Genomic DNA, 17,285 nt, shown 5'->3' with positions numbered 1-17,285 from the left:
ATCACTCCGGAGTCTTGCCCCTTTGCGCGCGGGGCGTGCATTCACCCCAGGAAATTTGGCGAATGAGGAAGCTTGGCCCACGCAAATGTGAGCGGGGGGCTGGTTGCCTTTGCGGGTGCGGCACCCAATATCGGGCGCGCTAACAAAGGACCACGAAAATGCCCAAAGCCGTACTCTATCGCATGGATCTGCCCAACTACACTTGTGGCTATGGCACCGCCGCGCGTGACCTGCTCAAGCGGGAGAAGTTTGAGATTGAAGAGCATATTCTGCGCACGCGGCGGGAGACGGATGCTTTCAAAGACAAGCATCACATTACGACAACGCCGTTGATTTTCATCGATGGCAAGAAAATTGGCGGCTACACCGAGCTGAAAAAGCACCTTCAGGGGCAAAAGCCGAAATCCAAAGGGTTCTGGAAACGCTAGGCACCTATGAGGCCTCATGTCACGCCTGTGGCGGGGGCCATTGACAGTTGCCTGCTGGCGGAGGATGTCTGGGCTGAATGACAATTCAGGAGCGCATCATGTCTGTCCGTCACATTTCCACCGGATCCCCTTTTGAAGAAAAAATCGGCTATTCCCGCGCGGTTGTGGCGGATGGCTGGGTCTTTGTTTCGGGCACGACGGGCTATGACTACGCCACCATGACCCTGCCTGAGGATGTGGTGGATCAGTGCCGCAATACGCTGGCCACCATTGGCAAGGCGCTTGAGGAGGCAGGCAGCAGCCTCGATGATGTGGTGCGGGTGACCTATATTCTGCCCGATGGCAGCGATTTTGAGAAATGCTGGCCGGTGACAAGTGAGGTCTTTGCCAAGGCCAAGCCGGCGGCGACGATGGTGATTGCCGACCTTATGGAAGCGGCGATGAAAATTGAGATCGAAGTCACCGCGCGCGTCTCTGCCTGACGCTGACAGAGAGCAAAAAAATGACCGCACATATCGCCACGGATCGCGCCGCCAACAGGCTTGGTAGCCTGTTTATGATCGCCGCAATGGCTGGGTTTGCCGTGGAGGATGCTTTCTTGAAGGCCGCCGCGCAGAGCTTGCCGATTGCGCAGGTGATGGTGCTGTTTGGTGCAGGTGGGGCCATGGTGTTTGCTCTGTGGTTGCGCGCCAAAGGGCAGCCGCTGGCCCCCAAAGAAGTGCTGTCGCGCCCAATGCAGGTGCGGGTGTTTTTTGAGGTGTTTGGGCGGCTGTTTTTCACGCTCTCGCTGGCGCTGACGCCGTTGTCGTCCACAACTGTGATTTTGCAGGCCACGCCACTTGTGGTGGTGGCCTTTGCCGCGCTGGTGCTGGGCGAGCAGGTGGGCTGGCGGCGCTGGCTGGCGATTGTGATCGGGCTGCTGGGTGTCGTGCTGGTGGTGCGCCCCGGCGGGGATAGTTTCACGCTGTTGTCGCTTTTGGCGGTGGGCGGCATGCTTGGGTTTGCCGGGCGTGATCTGGCCAGCCGGGCGGCGCCTGCGAGCCTGGGGACGGCTGTGCTGGGGCTCTATGGCTTTCTTGCGATTGTGCTTGCCGGTGCGCTCTATGGTCAGTTCTGGGAGCAACAGCCGTTTCACATGCCGCCGCCCATGGCGTTGCTGTCTGTGGTGGCCGCTGTGGCCTGTGGTGTGTTCGCTTATAGCGCTCTGATGCGGGCGATGCGAACAGGTGAAGTCTCTGCCGTCACGCCGTTTCGATACAGCCGCCTGTTGTTTGGCGTTGCGTTGGGTGTGGTTGTCTTTGGCGAGGGGCTCGATGCGATGATGATTGCCGGGAGCCTACTGATTGTGCTGTCTGGTCTGGTGATTATGTGGCGGGGCGCGCGCTGAGCTTCGCCTCGCTCACGGGTGGCTGTTTCTTGCACAGACAGCTGCGATTTTGCTGAGCTTCTGCCAACAAGATTGACAACTGCGTGGCTCTGTCCTTTGGTGAGGACAGGAAAAGATGCAACTCTTGCGAGAACAGGGGGCTCATATGGCGGGAAGCTCAGCGGAGGCTGATCCTGTGCAGAAGGTGATGCTTCGATCAGCCATTCCGATTTTGCGGGTGTTTGACACAGCCCGTGCACAAAAATTTTATATTGATTTTCTTGGATTTACCTTGGATTGGCAACACCAGCATGAGCCCGGGTTTCCTTTGTATATGCAGGTGTCGCGCGCGGGCTGTTTGCTCCACCTGAGCGAGCACTTTGGGGACGCAACGCCGGGGAGCGGCTGTTTCGTACCGATGGAGGGGGTCGCGGGTTACTGCGATGAATTGTTGGCGCGCAATCCTCAGAACGTGCGACCGGAGCTTGAGAAGATGCCCTGGGGCGTACAGTTTAAGCTGACGGATCCCTTTGGCAATAAGCTGACATTTTGTGAACAGGGGGCCGAATAGCGTTCGGCCGCCATGAATTGTTGGGGCGTGGCGTGCCTGACTGTGTTGTCAGGCTTGCGCAGACTGGACCTTTGAGGGCAAATGGTCCATATGAGACATGTACTTGCGGAGACTCCCATGGGCATTCTGAGCACAATCAACAACGTATTGACCTGGTGGAACGGCGCGACGCTGAACACCAAACTTTATACGATGCGCAAAGGCACAAAGGTTGGCGAGGATGCTGAGGGCAATGTCTATTACCGCAATGCCGATGATTCAAAGCGCTGGGTGATCTATAATGGTGAGGCTGAAGCCAGCCGCGTGAGTGCGGATTGGCATGGGTGGCTGCACCGGACCTTTGACGAGGTGCCCTCGGAAAAACCATTGGCGCACAAAGCGTGGGAAATCCCACATCAGGAAAATGTGACCGGCTCGGCTTTGGCCTATGCGCCGGCAGGATCGATCAGAGCCACGGGCAAAGCGCCTGTTGAACGCTCTGATTATGAGGCTTGGAGCCCGGAGTAAGACACCCATGTCGGCGGTACGTACTGAGACTTTTGTAGGCGCGGCTGTGGTCGCGGTGGCAGCAGGTTTTCTGCTGTATGGCGCGCAGTTTTCCAATGTGGGCGGCGATACGGGGGGCTATGGGCTGACCGCATCTTTCCGCTCAATTGAGGGCATCAGCGTGGGCACGGACGTGCGCCTGGCGGGTGTGAAAATTGGCACAGTGACCGATGTGGATCTGGATCCTGCAACATTCCGGGCGACCACCACGTTTAACGTGGCCAATGGCATTGAGCTGCCCGATGACAGCGCGGTTGTGATTTCCTCTGAAGGGCTGCTGGGCGGCAACTTTGTGGAAATTCTGCCCGGTGGGTCGCCGTTCAATTTTGAAGCCGGTGATGAGATCGAAGACACGCAGGGCTCTGTCAGCCTGATTTCGCTTCTGTTGAAGTTTGTCAGCGGCAGCGGAGAGAGCTGATATGCAAAAAGCGGTTAAGGCGCTTGGACTGAGCGTTTCACTGGGGGTGGGCGCGGCGACGGCCTTTGTCTCGACGCCTGTAATGGCGCAGGACATTGAGATCGAGATGCTTGAGATTGCGCCGCTGCGCTATGAGCCGCTTGAGATCCCCTTAGGCGATGTGACGAGCGAAACCGTTGTGGCGGCCACAGTTGGGGAAAGCGCCATGCTGCGGGGGCTTGATAAGCTGACCGGGCAGGTGGCGGACTTCGAGCTGCAGAATGGCTATAGCGTCAATTTTGGCACCCTGCGGGTGGATATGGCGCAGTGCCGCCATCCCACCGAGAACCCGACCGGCGAAGCGTATGCGTTTGTCTCCGTCTTTGAGGACAAAGGCGCAGGGGAGAACCTATTTCAGGGCTGGATGATTGCCAGCTCTCCGGCGCTGAGCGCGCTGGATCATCCACGTTATGATGTCTGGGTCTTGCGCTGTAAGGCGGCAGAGGCGAGCACCTCTGAGGCGGAAGGCAGCGAGTGAGCGGTGATGTCCGCGTCCTGACGCTGGGCCCATGTGAGCATTTTATGATAGTCGGCCCGTGGCACCTCGATGGCGCCCAGTGAGGCGAGATGCTCAGTGAGAAACTGGGTGTCAAACAGGGTGAAGCCACAACGGCGCAGGTGTTCGATCAGAAACGCCAGCGCGACTTTGGACGCATCGGTGGCGCGCGAAAACATGCTTTCGCCAAAGAACGCTGCGCCAAGGGTGACGCCATAGACGCCGCCTGCGAGGCGTGGGCCGTCCCAGATCTCCAGTGAATGGGCCTGTCCGCGCTGGTGCAGATCCATATAGAGCTGATGGATTTGCGCATTGATCCAAGTCTCATCGCGATCTGCACAGCCGTAGAGCACGCCCTCAAAATCAGCGTTCAGGGACACATCATAGCGGCCACGCCGGATGCGCCGCGCCAAGCTGCGGGAGACATTAAATCCATCAAGAGGAAAGATGCCGCGGCGGATGGGATCCACCCAGAAAATATCCGGGTCATCGCGGTTTTCGGACATGGGAAAGACCCCCATGCCATAGGCGCGCATCAAGAGGTCTGGCGTGACCTCAGACATGATGCGCGCCCATGTGCGCTCAGCCCTCTACCAAATTGGTTTCGAGCCATTTTTCCAGCCAGTGAATGTTATATTCGCCGGTGTGGATGTCTTTTTCCTGCAGAAGTGCATGGAACAGGGGCGTGGTGGTGTCGATCCCGTCGATGATCAGCTCCCCAAGGGCACGCTCCAGACGCGCGAGCGCCTCTGCACGGTCGCGGCCATGCACGATGAGCTTGCCGATCAGGCTGTCATAGTAAGGTGGGATCGAGTAGCCATCATAGAGTGCGCTGTCCATGCGCACGCCAAGGCCACCGGGCGCGTGGAAGGCTGTGATCTTACCGGGACGCGGTGCGAAATCCGGCAGTTTCTCAGCGTTGATACGCACTTCGATGGAGTGGCCGTTGATCTCCAGATCATCTTGACCGAAGGACATCGGCTGACCAGCGGCGACGCGGATTTGCTCGCGCACAAGGTCCACACCAAAGATGCTTTCGGTGACCGGGTGTTCCACCTGAAGACGGGTGTTCATTTCGATGAAATAGAACTCGCCGTTTTCATAGAGGAACTCGATGGTGCCCGCGCCAATGTAGTTGATTTTCGCAACCGCATCCGCACAGATTTTCCCGATCTTGGCGCGTTCTTCTGGGGTGATGGAGGGGCCGGGGGCCTCTTCAAACACCTTCTGGTGACGACGCTGCAGGGAGCAGTCACGTTCGCCCAGATGCACCGCATTGCCCTTGCCGTCGCCAAACACCTGAATTTCGATGTGGCGCGGGGTGGTGAGGTACTTTTCGATGTAGACTTCATCGTTGCCAAAAGCGGCTTTGCCCTCGGCCCGTGCGGTCATGAAGGCGCTTTCCATGTCAGCGGCGGTTTGCGCCACTTTCATGCCACGCCCGCCGCCACCGGCGGTGGCTTTGATGATGACCGGATAGCCCATCTCTTCGCCAAGCTTCTTGGCAGCAGCCAGATCTGGCACGCCCCCGTCAGAGCCCGGTACGCAAGGCACGCCGAGTTTGATCATCGTGTCTTTGGCGGTGATCTTGTCGCCCATGATGCGGATATGTTCCGCGGTCGGACCGATGAAAGTCAGGTCGTGATCTTCGACGATTTGCACGAAGTTCGCGTTTTCTGACAGGAAGCCATAGCCCGGGTGGATCGCCTGTGCGCCAGTGACTTCGCAGGCGGCGATGATGGAGGCCATGTTCAGATAGCTCTCTGTGCCCGGCGCAGGGCCGATACAGATCGCCTCATCCGCCATGCGCACGTGCATCGCATCCGCATCGGCGGTGGAATGCACCGCGACGGATTTGATGCCCATTTCGCGACACGCACGGATCACGCGCAGGGCGATCTCTCCGCGGTTGGCGATCAGGATTTTGTCAAACATTGGGGGATCCTTACTCGATGATCACCAGCGGCGCGCCGTATTCCACGGTATCGCCATCGCCCACCAGAATGCGCTTCACGGTGCCGGATTTTGGCGCCGGGATGTGGTTCATGGTTTTCATCGCTTCGACGATCAGCAGGGTGTCGCCTTCGCTGACGGACTGACCGACGCTGACGAAGGAGGCGGCGCCGGGCTCTGGTGCAAGATACACGGTGCCGACCATTGGCGAGGTCACAGCGCCCGGATGGCTGGCAGGATCGTCTTGTGCAGCGGCAGGTGCTGCAGCGGCTGGGGCTGCGGCTGGCGCAGCAGCGGGTGCGGCGGCCGGCGCGGCCACGGCGACCTGTGCCGGAGCGGCGACCACTTGGGTCTGGCGGCTGACGCGTACGTTCAGGCTGTCGTCTTCGCCATATTCGCGCATGACTTCCAGCTCGGTCAGGTCATTATCGCGCAGAAGCTCCGCCAGTGCAGAGATAAAGGCCACATCGGAGTCGTGATTTTTGTTGCTCATTTACGTTTTCTATCCTCTTCGCGCGGGGCGCGGTTGAGTCTTATTCTGGTTTCCCCTGCGGCGCTTATAGAGAAAAAGCACCCCCTAGGAAAGCTGAACTGGCCTGTCAGATGGGGGGAAATGGGGGTGATTTTAAGCCCCTGTAGGTCATTTTTGACTGAGAAAGCCCGTATTGCGCCTTAAAGCGGCATGCCTGCGAGTTTGGCCACAAGCTCTGCGAGCTTGCGTGCGCCGAATTTGCGCAGCAGCCGCGCGCGGTATTCTTCGACAGTGCGATAAGAGAGCGCGAGCTCTAGCCCGATCTCTTTTGACGTCATACCGCGACAGGTGAGAATGGCGACTTCACGTTCCCGCTGTGTCAGTTCAACCACCGGACGGTCCTCGGATAGATCGGCAAAGGACCAGACGCTTTTCTGAAACGGGTTGTCGGGGGAGGTGGACTGGCCCCGCACGCGGCACCAGAACAGGGTGCCGTCGGTGCGGCGCATGACACGTTCGTCGCTGTAGCGCCCCGTATCGGCGATGGCCGAATACACGCGCTCGCCGATGGTGCGAAAATCCTCTTGAGAGGCGTAAAAATCGGCGATGGAGCGGGCAGAGCAGTCTTCGGCAGTCAGGCCGAACATTTCTGCAAAGCGCAGGTTGGCCCGCGAAATGATGCGGTTTTGCAGAATGCAAAGCCCCACAGGGGCGTGATCAAAAGCCAGTGCGTGCAGTTCCATGGGGCGCAGTGATGGCACAGGCTCTGCAAAAGGGGAAGGGGGCGCATGGCCCCCTTCGGATTTGTTTAGCGATCGCGTGACTTCTGGAAAACCAGCGACAGGAGCCCCAGTATTGCAGAGGCGATGATGAGCAGCAGCGACACCGCGTTGAGCACCGGCGTAGAGCCTTGTTTGAGCTTGTCAAACATGGTGATCGTGAGCGGGGAGTCAGAGCCCACCAGAATGAGCGTGGTGTTGAAGTTCTCAAAGCTCATAAGCACCGATACAACCGCGCTCGCCACAATAGCGGGCAGTAGGAAGGGCAGGGTGATCTGGCGCACCGCGCCCCATTTGCTGGCCCCGAGGTTCAGTGCCGCTTCTTCCAGGCTTGCGTCAAACTTCTGAAGGCGGGCGGAGATCACCAGCGTCGCAAAGGTTGTGATGAAGGAGAACTGCCCCAAGATCACCAGCGGCAGGCCGGGGCGCAGCCCGTCAAACCAGAGGCCGGTCGCGTCTTCGAGCGTGTTGGCTATGGAGCTTGAGAACACGAGGATTGAAATGCCTAGGATCACGCCGGGGATGATCAGCGGCAATAGCATCAGCATGTACAGCAGGGCTTTGCCGCGGAAGTCATGGCGGACAAACAGGAAGGCGTTGCAGGTGCCAACTGTGACCGCGAGGGCTGAAACCCATGCGGCCACAAAGGCTGAGGTGCCGATGGAGCGCAGGATCGCGCGTTCATGAAAGACGCCGACAAAAGGTGCTTCGGTGCCAAAGAACCACGCCATTGTGAAGCCTTCCCACGGCAGCGCAGGGAACACACTGTTGTTGAAGGCAAAGGCACAGACAACCGCGAGCGGCAGCGCGAGGTAGACGAAAAACAGCCCGACATAGGCGCGGTAGGCCCATTTTGTGAACCATGGTTGGGAAATCGTAGGAATCATGACCGCCCCATCGTTTCAGAAAGTGACTGACCGGAGAGTTTCAGGCCGACAAACACCACAAGCGAGGACAGCGCCAGCAGCAGGAAGCCAAAGGCCGCGCCCAGTTCCCAGTTAAAGCGGGTGATGAACTGTGTGTAGATCATGCCTGTGAACCACAGGCTGTCCTTGCCGCCCAGCAGGATCGGGGTGAGATAGTTGCCAAGGGACAGCATGAACACGACAATACAGCCCGACACGATGCCGGGCATCGCATGGGGAATGACGATCTCGCGCATGATGGATGTGCTGTTCGCGCCAAGGTCATAGCCGGCCTCAATCAGACTGTCGTCCAGACTGTCGAGCGTGGTGACAAGCGGCACCACCATGAAGAGGATTGAGGTGTAGACAAGGCCGACCATGATGGCGGCGTCGTTATACAGCATCTCTACCCCGCCGCTGGCCAAGCCAAGCGATTGCAGCAGGTTGGAGAACACACCGGTTTCCCGCAGCAGGATCATCCAGCCGAAGGTGCGCACCAGCTCAGACACCCAGAACGGGATCATGCACATCAGAAACAGCGTGGTTTTGGTGCGCCCTTTGGTGAGTTTTGCGATGTAGTAGGCAATCGGAAAGCCCAGCACCAGCGTCAGCGCCGTGGCGAGAATGGACATGATGGCCGTGCGCGCAAAAGTGCGCCAATAAAGCGGTTCGCCAAAGAAGGCGGCATAGTTGCCCAGCCCGTATTCATATTCGCGGGGGCCGACTTTCTCGCTGATGGAGACGATGAAAAGCCCGATATGGGGCAGGATGATGAGCAGCACCAACCAGAGCAGGATTGGTGCCAGCAGCAGGTAGAACCCAAGCCGGGATGCGTCAGAGGTCATGGCTTACTGCTCCTGCGCTGCATAACAGCGGGCCTGTTCGGCGCTCCAGCGTGTGATCAGCCGGTCGCCTTTTTTCAGGTTCGCGAGCGCGCCGGTCTGGGGCAGGGCTGCGCTGATCAGGCCGCCAGCGGCGTCGCGCACGGTGACAGAGCTGTTGGCGCCATTAAAGAGCACGGTTTCCACCACACCTTCGGAGGCGTTGCTGCCGGGCTGTTGCGCGGTGCCGATCGGCAAAAGGTCAATCGCTTCGGGGCGCAGGAAGATTTGCGCTTTTTGACCAACAGCGAGGCCCGCGTTGGGGGCAGACACCTGCACTTCGCTGCCTGCATCGGTCACGAGCGAGAGCATGGCGCCGTTGGTTGCGGTGACTTTTGCGGACAGCTTGTTGGTATCGCCGACGAAGCCCGCAACAAAGGCGGTTTGAGGGGCGTGGTAAACCTCATGAGGCGTGCCCACCTGCTCAAAGCGGCCTTTGTTCATCACGGCGATGTTGTCGCTCATCACCAAGGCTTCGGATTGGTCGTGGGTGATGTAGACGAAGGTGGTGTCAAAGGCGGCCTGAAGCGCCTTGAGCTCCACCTTCATATGTTCACGCAGTTTGAGATCCAGCGCGCCGAGCGGTTCATCCAGCAGAAGCACATCGGGCTCAAGTACCATGCAACGGGCGATGGCCACGCGCTGGCGCTGACCGCCGGAGAGCTGATCCACACGGCGCTTGGCCACACCGGGCAGGCCGACGCGTTCCAGAGCTTCATCCACCCGTTTGCCAATCTCTTTTTTGCCCACACCGCGCTGGCGCAGGCCAAAGCCGACATTGTCGCCAATGTTCATGGTTGGGAACAGCGCGAGGTGCTGAAACACCATGGAGACGGGGCGTTTGTTGGGCGGCACGCCAATCATGGAGGTGCCTTTTATCCGCAGATCGCCGCTGGTTGGGGACTGAAAGCCTGCAATCATGCGCAGCAGCGTGGTCTTGCCGCAGCCGGAGGGGCCAAGGATGGAGAAAAACGATCCTTTGGGCACGTCAAAGCTGATGCCGTCGACGGCGCGGAAATCGGTGAAGTCTTTCACCAGATTGCTGCAGGAGAGATCGGGGGTGCTGTTGGTCACTGGGGGCCTCAAAATTGGTGAAAGGGCGCCCACGAGGGGCACCCTTTGCAATGGTTTAGAGTGGTTTATTTCGCTGCGTTCACGCGATCCAGAGTGGCACCTTCCAGTGCTTCCAGACCTGCTGGCACCGGTGGGTACCATTTGATGTTGTCAATCGCCGCCTGATCAAAGCTGCCCTGATAGCGTGCTTTCAGATCGGCATTCACACCGGCATCGCCATCTACAGCGGCGGTGAAGTTGCCTGCGGTGTTGGTGATCATGGAAGCGATGTCAGGGCGCATCACAAAGTTGATCCAGTCATAGGCGGCATCATCGGCGCGGCCACGTGCGGGCAGAACAAAGGTGTCGATCCAGCCAAGCGCACCGGCTTCTGGGGCGACAAAGGTGATGTCCGCATCATCGGCGTTCAGCTGCCATCCGCCGGTGTCCCACGCCATGGAGGCGATGACTTCGCCAGAGCGCAGCAGTTGTTTGATTTCATCACCGCCACCCCAATAGGTTTTGACGTTTGGCTTACAGTCGATCAGCTTTGCTTCGACCTGATCGAGGATCTCTTGATAGGCGTCTGCGTCATCGTAGGCTGCAAATGGGTCAAGGCCCATGGAGTAGGCAAAGCCGATCAGGGTTGGGCGCTTCAGACGGTAGGACACTTTGCCAGACACGGAGGCCTCGCACAGATCGGTGTAGTCGGTGACGTCACCCGCTTTGGCGGTGTTCACAACCAAGCCGCTCGTGCCCCAGACATGTGGCAGACCGTAGACTTCGCCGTCAAAGGTGGAGTTTTCCGCGGTTGCGGCGAGCATGGACGGGATGAACAGCTCTGATTTGATGCGGGACATGTCGATTGGCTTGTAGATGCCAAACTCTTCCTGCGCGCTGGTGATGCGGTCTTGGCTGGGCTGTGCCAGATCAAAGCCGCCGCCGTTGGTGGCGCGCAGTTTTGCAATCATCTCTTCGTTGTTGGAGGTGGTTACCTCAACAGTGTGGCCGGTTTCTGCCTCAAACTTCGCGATGACCTCTTCAGGCGCGTAGCCGCCCCACGTCAGCAGGCGCAGTGTGTCGGCGCCAGCAGCCATAGGCAGCGCATAAATGGCGGTTGCGGTGACAGCCGCGACGCCGAGCTTTTCAAAATTTGCAAACATCGTGTTTTTCCCTGTGTTGCTGGTGAGGCGTGCCCCAGTGCAAATCATCAAGCTGGATTGTTTCAGGCGCTGATCAGATTGCGCCCTGACGCTCCAGGCCGACGGTTCATCTGTACGCGGTGCACTCCCCTTCCTCTTCCCCAGGTGTGAGTGAATCGCCACCTGACCGGACAGCGCAGAGGGTGCCGCAGTCGCATCTATAATTCAACATTATTATTACTGTTACATATAGTATGTCATTATACTAAAAGATCTTGCGAGAGCGACCAAGGGACAGCATCTTCATGACCGCCATAGAGCCATTGCGCATTCGACAGCTTCAGGCCCTTGGCCTGTTGGGGGAAAGCGGTACGATCAGCCTGACCGCCAAGGCCATGAACATTTCACAACCTGCGGTGAGCCGCCTGCTGTCGGATCTGGCAAAGGAGCTTGGATACCCTTTGTTTGTGCGCTCTGGTCGCCGCATGGTTTTGACGCGTGAGGCACAGTATCTGCTGCCGGAAATCGAGCGTATTTTCAGCTCGATGGAGCAGATCAGGAACTTGCGTCACAACATTCAGGGTGGCACCAGCGGCCATTTGAAAATCGCGTGTCTGCCCGGGTTTTCAACCAGCCATCTGCCAACCGTGGTTGCAGATTTTCTGGACGCCCGCCCAAATGTAACGGTGACAATTGAGCCTGACCGCCCTGAGCGCATCCTGGATTGGGTGATTGGCGAGCAGTATGACTGTGGCATCACCGATACGTTTCGCCCACACCATGCGCTCAACAGCAAAACCATCCCGATCCGCTGTGTCTGTGTATTCCCTGAAGGGCACCGGCTTGAGGCGCTGGATGTGGTCACCCCCAGTGATTTGGCAGGGGAGCGGATTGCCCATGATCGCATTGGCAGTGAGTTTTATCTGCGCTTGCGCGAATCGTTGGAACGCGAAGATGTCGCCATGGACAGCTTCATTGAAACGCGTCAGTTCACCTGTGCTTGCGAATTGGCGGCCAAGGGCGTGTGCGTCTCTGTCTTGAGTGAGCTGGATGCGCACGAATATGTCGGGCGCGGGGTCTCTTATCGGCCTTATACCGGCAATTTGACACATCGGTTGTCGTTGATCTGGCCGAACCACAAATCGACTTCGGTTTTGACGTTGGAGTTTTTGGCTAATTTCGAAAAGAGCCTGCAACCCTTTGCCGTTTGACCGCAAGTCTAGAGGCTTTGTTAAGGTTTTGTTCTTACTCTGTTCATGTTGAGAGTGCTTGTTTTGTTTCGGTGTTGTTATGGTTTTACGTGTTTTTGCGCTGTTGTGCGCGCTGATAGGTGCCCTGTCTGGGCCGGCCTCAGCGGAGTCTGTTAAACTTTATCTGGATGCGGATCGCACCTCCAATTATGCCTCTGCGCGGGCCATCGAGGTGGGGATGCGCGCGGCATTTGATGAGGTCGGCCATGTGATTGACGGGCGGGCCGTTGAGTTTGTGGTGCTTGATCACCGCGCCAATGCGCGCCGTTCCCAACGCCATTTGCAACAGTTTTTGACCGACCCGGAGGCGATCGCCGTGGTGGGGGGGCTGCATTCGCCGCCCTATTTGCGCGCAAAAGACTATGTCAATGAAAATGGCATCCCGTTGGTTTTGCCCTGGTCTGCGGCCGCACCACTGACGCGATCAGAGACCGAGCGGAACAGCATTTTCCGGCTGTCACTGGATGACTCCAAAGCCGCAAAAATCATTGTGCCTCAAGCCGTAGAGACCGATCAGTGTCAAAATGTCAGCCTTGTACTGTGGCGGTCCGGGTGGGGGGAATCCAACGAAAAAACCATGGTAGCTGAAATGCAAAAGCTTGGATTTGAGGCATATACTGTGCGGTATTTTTCGGGAAATCTGAGCATGGCGGATGCGGTGTCTTTGGCGCGTGATTTGGATATGGCAGGCAGTGATTGTGCAATCTATGTCGGCAATTCGGCAGATGCTGCCACGATTTTCGCAGCGCTCAATGAGACACAGGTGGCGCTGCACATGTACAGCCACTGGGGCATCACAGGCGGCAATTTTGAGACGCAAGTCCCGACGCAGGTGCGCGATGAGCTGGCGCTGACCTTTATCCAGCCATGTTTTGATTTTGATACGGGCGACGCATTGACCTCGGAGCGGCTGGAAACTGTGGCGCGCACCTATCAGGAGGATTTTGATGCAGAAGGTTACTTGCGCGCCCCAGCGGGGTTCTTCCATGGTTTTGATCTGGGGCTTTTGCTGATTGAGGCGCTGAGGCAGGTTGATCCAAGCGTAGATATTGCCTCGCAGCGGGCAATGTTTGTGGCGGCGATGACTCAGATTGAGGGGCCCATCTCAGGGCTGTTGCGCAGCTATTCCTTGCCCTTTTCTCCCTATGCGCCAGACAATCCGGACGCCCATGAGGCGCTCGATGTTGGCGATTTCTGTATGGCGCGCTTTGATGCTGACGATCGGATTGTGACGGCCCGAGCCGACAGTTTCTGAGCCATGGGCCGTTCCTTTCGCTACACATTGGTGTTCAACATATTTGTTGTGCTGGGATCGCTGGCCTCGGGCGCATTCACCAGCGCGGTGGTGCGCCTGTCAGTCTCTGAACAGACGCTGACCTCCCAGCAAGAGTTTGCGCGGGCAGAAGGGGATGCGCTGGCAGAGCGGTTGAACACTCAAATGGATCAACTTGGCTTGAGCCTGTCGTTTCTGGCGGCACAACCGGCAATCGTGAACAGGGTTTTAGGCGATGCAACAGGCGATAGTTTCACGGAGGCGATCTTTCGCAGCTATTTTGAGGTGAAACCTCTGGATGGTGTTGTGGTTTTTGATTTCTTTCCCGAAGAAATTTATCGGCTGGATGACACAGGCGCGCTGACGACGCGCCTCACAGACCGGGCGGCTGCGTTGGCTGAGCGCGTGGTTTTGCAAGAGCGCAGGCTTTTTGATGTCGCCTATCTGAACAATCAGCCTGCGCTTTTGGTGGCGACGCCTGTGTTGGCCAATGGCGCGGTGGAAGGCGTGATTGTTGCTGTTGATGCAGCTTGGGCTTTGCCGGCACAGATTATGCCCCCAAAAGCAACAGAACTCAGGATCTTACCAACCTCGGGAGAGCAACCGGGGCAATGGCGGTTTGCCAGTGCTTTGCAAGACGTGGGCTTCTTTCTGCATGTGCAATGGGATGCGCAGGCTTTGGATCTGACGCGTCACGATTTGTTGCGCTCACTGACTTGGGCCATTTTTGGGATCTTGCTGCTGACGGCTCCTGCCATGTCATTTCTCGGTCATCGCTTGCTGGTGCGCCCGGTGCAGGCGCTGCAACACGCCAAGCGTGAGATGGAAATTCTGGAAGAAAAACAGCGCGAGTTATCAGAGGTTGCCATCCGTTCCAACGACGCGGTGGTGATCACCGACAAACATCGGCGGATCACTTGGGTGAATCCTGCCTTTGAACGTTTGACTGGGTACACATTGGCAGAGGTTTTTGGGCGCGCGCCTGGTGATTTTCTGCAAGGGCCAGAGTCTGACCCTGCGGCGATTGCCGATATGTCCCGTAATCTTGACCTTGGGAATCCGGTGTCTGTTGAATTGGTGAACTATGCCAAAGACGGACGGCCCTATTGGGTGGATATCGCCATCAATCCGGTGCTGGATGAACAGGGGCAGCTGCTGCGTATGATCGCGGTTGAAAGAGACACCACGCGCCAGAAAGAGCACGAAGCCAAGCTCAATCGCGCGGTGCATGCTGCGGAGGAGGCCAACAGAACCAAGAGCCGGTTCCTCGCGAATATGAGCCATGAGATCAGAACGCCGATGAATGGCATCATTGGCATGTCTGAAGTGCTTCTGTCAGAAGATTTAACCGCGGAGGCGCGCGAAACTGTGGATGTGATCCGCTCCTCTGGGCTGGCTCTGGTGGGGATCATCAATGACATTCTGGATTTTTCCAAACTTGAGGCCAATCAGTTTGAGACATCGACCGAACCCGTTTTCATAGACGATCTGGTTTATGAGGTCGTGGGGCTTGTAAAGCAGGGGTTGGAAAAGCCGGAGGTGGCTTTTGAGGTTGCGGTTGGCGCGGACATGCCACGCGTGATCTGGTCTGATGCGAAACGGCTGCGACAGATTTTGCTGAATGTTGTGGGGAACGCCAATAAATTCACGCTGCGCGGGCATGTACGTGTCACTCTTGCGCGCACGGACACGGAAACATCGGAGCGTTTCACCCTGCATGTGGCCGACAGCGGGGTCGGCATCGCCGCCGATAAAATTGACCGGGTTTTTGAAGCTTTCAAGCAAGTGGACAATTCTGCAACGCGTACATTCGATGGCAGCGGGCTTGGTTTGGCGATCACCAAGGGGCTGGTGGATGTGATGGACGGCGAAATTGGAGTGACGTCCACTTTAGGGGAAGGCACAACATTTTCGATAACCTTGCCGCTGAGCACGGCCCACTGCGCTCAGGCGCCTGTCCACAGTCTTTCCGGAAAACGATGCGCAGTGTTCGTAACTGAGAATGATGTCTCACACTTGAAAGCGGCGCAGTATTGGGCCGAACGCTTGGCCTATCTTGGCGCAGAGGTGGCCGTTTTCACGTCGCCGGACGCAGTGCCGCCACAGTCTGACCTCGATGCACTGCTTGTCTTTGGGGGAGCGTGCGCTGCGGTGGATAATGGGGACTGTCCGGTTTTTGACATCGGTTCGGTCGACGCAGGGAGCGGGCACCACCCTTGGCTCAATCCGCTGATGACCAATTCCACATTGGTGGACCGCCTGTGCCCTGAGCCTGAGGCAGACGTAAGTGCGGTTTCCGGGCCTTCTGGTCTGCCCGAACTTCGGCTGCTTGCGGCAGATGACAATCGGGTCAATCGCCTGGTTTTGGAAAAACTGTTTAAGAAAGAGCCTGTTGAGATTGTGTTCTGTGTGAATGGCAAGGAAGCGGTGGAGGCCTTTCAGAGGGATCGCGGGTTTTCTGCGGTGCTGATGGACATTTCGATGCCTGTGATGGGCGGTTTGGAAGCGACGCAACGGATTCGCGATTTCGAATTGCTGCATGGCTTGCCGGCCACGCCGATCATTGCGCTGACTGCCAATGCCAGTCGTGAAGATCGCGAAACCTATCTGGCGAGCAATATGGATGCGGTTCTGTCCAAACCCTTCAAAAAAGAAGACTTGCTAGATCTACTGTGGGAGTTTTCCAAGCACAGCGATGCCAGCACGCCTTTGCAGGACAGTGAAGGTGTGGCCAAATTTGGCAGCTGACAGACCGACATTGCGACAGGTTTGACGCACGCCGCATATATTGTGCACGCTGTGGACGCAAATGGCGTTGGTTAAGCGCTGCGCATGGGGCGCGTGCGGAGACGTTTGGTGCGCGGCGGCTGTGCCCATACCTGTGCGCATAGGCGCTCTAAGACCGCTGGGCCTAACGGACAGCAAGGTCCGTAAGCGTGAAAAAATTCAGACATAATTTGTTGCAGAGTGGAGGCAGTTTGTTTTTAGGCTGAAAGCGGCTGTTGTGTACACGCCGCAGAGGCACTCTGATCGGGGGGGCGTCAGGCACCTGTATGGGGTGCCTGAACAGTTTTGCATTTTGCTCAGTTGACCAAAGTGGCCTCGGTTGCGGCTCGGAACTCTTCCTCGGATACGCCCTCCGCCAGTTCCACCAATTTTAGGCCTCCTTCGACCACATCGAGCACGCCGAGATTGGTGATGATGCGGTCGACCACGCCTTTGCCGGTCAGCGGCAGAGTGCATTCTTTCAGCACTTTGGACTGGCCGTGTTTGTTGGCGTGATCCATCACAACCACCACGCGGCCGACACCGGCCACCAGATCCATCGCGCCGCCCATGCCTTTCACCAGCTTGCCGGGGATCATCCAGTTCGCCAAATCGCCGTTTTCCGCCACTTCCATCGCGCCGAGGATGGCCATGGCGATTTTACCGCCTCGGATCATCGCAAAGCTCTGCGCGCTGTCAAAATAGGCGGTTTGCGGCAGCTCGGTGATGGTCTGTTTGCCGGCGTTGATCAGATCGGCATCTTCCTCGCCCTCATAGGGGAAGGGGCCCATACCGAGCATGCCGTTTTCAGACTGCAGCGTGACTTCAACACCTTCGGGGATGTAGTTGGACACCAGCGTCGGGATGCCGATGCCGAGGTTCACATACCAGCCGTCCTGCAGTTCCTGTGCGGCGCGTGCCGCCATTTGATTGCGATCCCAAGCCAT

General features: G+C 57.7%; 19 protein-coding genes. 10 read left to right on the top strand and 9 right to left on the bottom strand.

Annotation, left to right across the window (positions count from 1 at the left end; genetic code table 11):
- Positions 1–158: 158 nt before the first annotated feature.
- The 7 genes from J7413_RS08490 to J7413_RS08460 all read left to right on the top strand — a co-directional run bounded on the left by J7413_RS08490 (position 159) and on the right by J7413_RS08460 (position 3,846).
- The gene (locus J7413_RS08490) at positions 159–428 is read left to right on the top strand and encodes a glutaredoxin (protein ID WP_209097638.1); all 270 of its coding nucleotides are present in this window, start codon (positions 159–161) and stop codon (positions 426–428) included.
- A gap of 98 nt (positions 429–526) precedes the next feature.
- Positions 527–910, top strand: coding sequence for a RidA family protein (locus J7413_RS08485; protein ID WP_209097637.1), 384 nt, complete (start codon positions 527–529; stop codon positions 908–910).
- Positions 911–930: 20 nt separating this feature from the next.
- Entirely contained in the window at positions 931–1,815 is an 885-nt protein-coding gene (locus tag J7413_RS08480) for a DMT family transporter (protein ID WP_209097636.1), read from the top strand.
- Between the two features lie 145 nt (positions 1,816–1,960).
- On the top strand, positions 1,961–2,365 hold the full coding sequence (locus J7413_RS08475) for a glyoxalase superfamily protein (RefSeq protein ID WP_209097635.1): 405 nt from the start codon (positions 1,961–1,963) through the stop codon (positions 2,363–2,365).
- Positions 2,366–2,482: 117 nt separating this feature from the next.
- Positions 2,483–2,872: an NADH:ubiquinone oxidoreductase subunit NDUFA12 gene (locus J7413_RS08470; protein WP_209097634.1), complete on the top strand. Its 390-nt coding sequence runs from the start codon at positions 2,483–2,485 to the stop codon at positions 2,870–2,872.
- 7 nt (positions 2,873–2,879) lie between these two features.
- Positions 2,880–3,329 carry an outer membrane lipid asymmetry maintenance protein MlaD gene (gene mlaD, locus J7413_RS08465; protein WP_209097633.1) on the top strand — a complete coding sequence of 150 codons (450 nt, stop codon included), beginning with the start codon at positions 2,880–2,882 and terminating at the stop codon, positions 3,327–3,329.
- A gap of 1 nt (position 3,330) precedes the next feature.
- Positions 3,331–3,846, top strand: coding sequence for a DUF2155 domain-containing protein (locus J7413_RS08460; protein WP_247743402.1), 516 nt, complete (start codon positions 3,331–3,333; stop codon positions 3,844–3,846).
- Here the strand turns inward: J7413_RS08460 and aat are convergent.
- The 8 genes from aat to J7413_RS08420 all read right to left on the bottom strand — a co-directional run bounded on the left by aat (position 3,777) and on the right by J7413_RS08420 (position 11,070).
- On the bottom strand, positions 3,777–4,427 hold the full coding sequence (gene aat, locus J7413_RS08455; protein ID WP_209097632.1) for a leucyl/phenylalanyl-tRNA--protein transferase: 651 nt from the start codon (positions 4,425–4,427) through the stop codon (positions 3,777–3,779). The genes J7413_RS08460 and aat overlap by 70 nt on opposite strands.
- Before the next feature lie 19 nt (positions 4,428–4,446).
- Positions 4,447–5,799, bottom strand: a complete 1,353-nt coding sequence (accC, locus tag J7413_RS08450; protein ID WP_209097631.1) for an acetyl-CoA carboxylase biotin carboxylase subunit — start codon at positions 5,797–5,799, stop codon at positions 4,447–4,449.
- A gap of 10 nt (positions 5,800–5,809) precedes the next feature.
- Positions 5,810–6,310: an acetyl-CoA carboxylase biotin carboxyl carrier protein gene (gene accB / locus J7413_RS08445; RefSeq protein WP_209097630.1), complete on the bottom strand. Its 501-nt coding sequence runs from the start codon at positions 6,308–6,310 to the stop codon at positions 5,810–5,812.
- A 179-nt stretch (positions 6,311–6,489) separates the two neighbouring features.
- A complete protein-coding gene (locus J7413_RS08440; protein ID WP_209097629.1) occupies positions 6,490–7,032 on the bottom strand; it encodes a helix-turn-helix transcriptional regulator in 543 nt (180 codons plus the stop codon).
- 65 nt (positions 7,033–7,097) lie between these two features.
- Positions 7,098–7,955: an ABC transporter permease subunit gene (locus J7413_RS08435; protein WP_209097628.1), complete on the bottom strand. Its 858-nt coding sequence runs from the start codon at positions 7,953–7,955 to the stop codon at positions 7,098–7,100.
- Positions 7,952–8,818: an ABC transporter permease gene (locus J7413_RS08430; protein ID WP_209097627.1), complete on the bottom strand. Its 867-nt coding sequence runs from the start codon at positions 8,816–8,818 to the stop codon at positions 7,952–7,954. Before J7413_RS08430 ends, J7413_RS08435 begins: the two co-directional genes overlap by 4 nt.
- A gap of 3 nt (positions 8,819–8,821) precedes the next feature.
- Positions 8,822–9,928: an ABC transporter ATP-binding protein gene (locus tag J7413_RS08425; protein WP_209097626.1), complete on the bottom strand. Its 1,107-nt coding sequence runs from the start codon at positions 9,926–9,928 to the stop codon at positions 8,822–8,824.
- A gap of 65 nt (positions 9,929–9,993) precedes the next feature.
- Positions 9,994–11,070, bottom strand: coding sequence for an extracellular solute-binding protein (locus J7413_RS08420; protein WP_209097625.1), 1,077 nt, complete (start codon positions 11,068–11,070; stop codon positions 9,994–9,996).
- 284 nt (positions 11,071–11,354) lie between these two features.
- Here J7413_RS08420 and J7413_RS08415 point away from each other — a divergent pair, with 284 nt between their 5' ends.
- The 3 genes from J7413_RS08415 (at position 11,355) to J7413_RS08405 (ending at position 16,320) form a co-directional block, all read left to right on the top strand.
- Positions 11,355–12,260 carry a LysR family transcriptional regulator gene (locus J7413_RS08415; RefSeq protein WP_209097624.1) on the top strand — a complete coding sequence of 302 codons (906 nt, stop codon included), beginning with the start codon at positions 11,355–11,357 and terminating at the stop codon, positions 12,258–12,260.
- 79 nt (positions 12,261–12,339) lie between these two features.
- On the top strand, positions 12,340–13,554 hold the full coding sequence (locus J7413_RS08410) for an ABC transporter substrate-binding protein (RefSeq protein WP_209097623.1): 1,215 nt from the start codon (positions 12,340–12,342) through the stop codon (positions 13,552–13,554).
- 3 nt (positions 13,555–13,557) lie between these two features.
- Positions 13,558–16,320: an ATP-binding protein gene (locus J7413_RS08405; RefSeq protein ID WP_209097622.1), complete on the top strand. Its 2,763-nt coding sequence runs from the start codon at positions 13,558–13,560 to the stop codon at positions 16,318–16,320.
- Positions 16,321–16,655: 335 nt separating this feature from the next.
- On the opposite strand, the gene J7413_RS08400 is transcribed toward J7413_RS08405, so the two are convergent.
- Positions 16,656–17,285, bottom strand: coding sequence for a CoA transferase subunit B (locus tag J7413_RS08400; RefSeq protein WP_209097621.1), 630 nt, complete (start codon positions 17,283–17,285; stop codon positions 16,656–16,658).

This window comes from Shimia sp. R10_1, assembly GCF_017744095.1.
Classification (GTDB): Bacteria; Pseudomonadota; Alphaproteobacteria; order Rhodobacterales; family Rhodobacteraceae; genus Shimia.
This window is presented reverse-complemented; position numbering and strand designations above follow the sequence as displayed.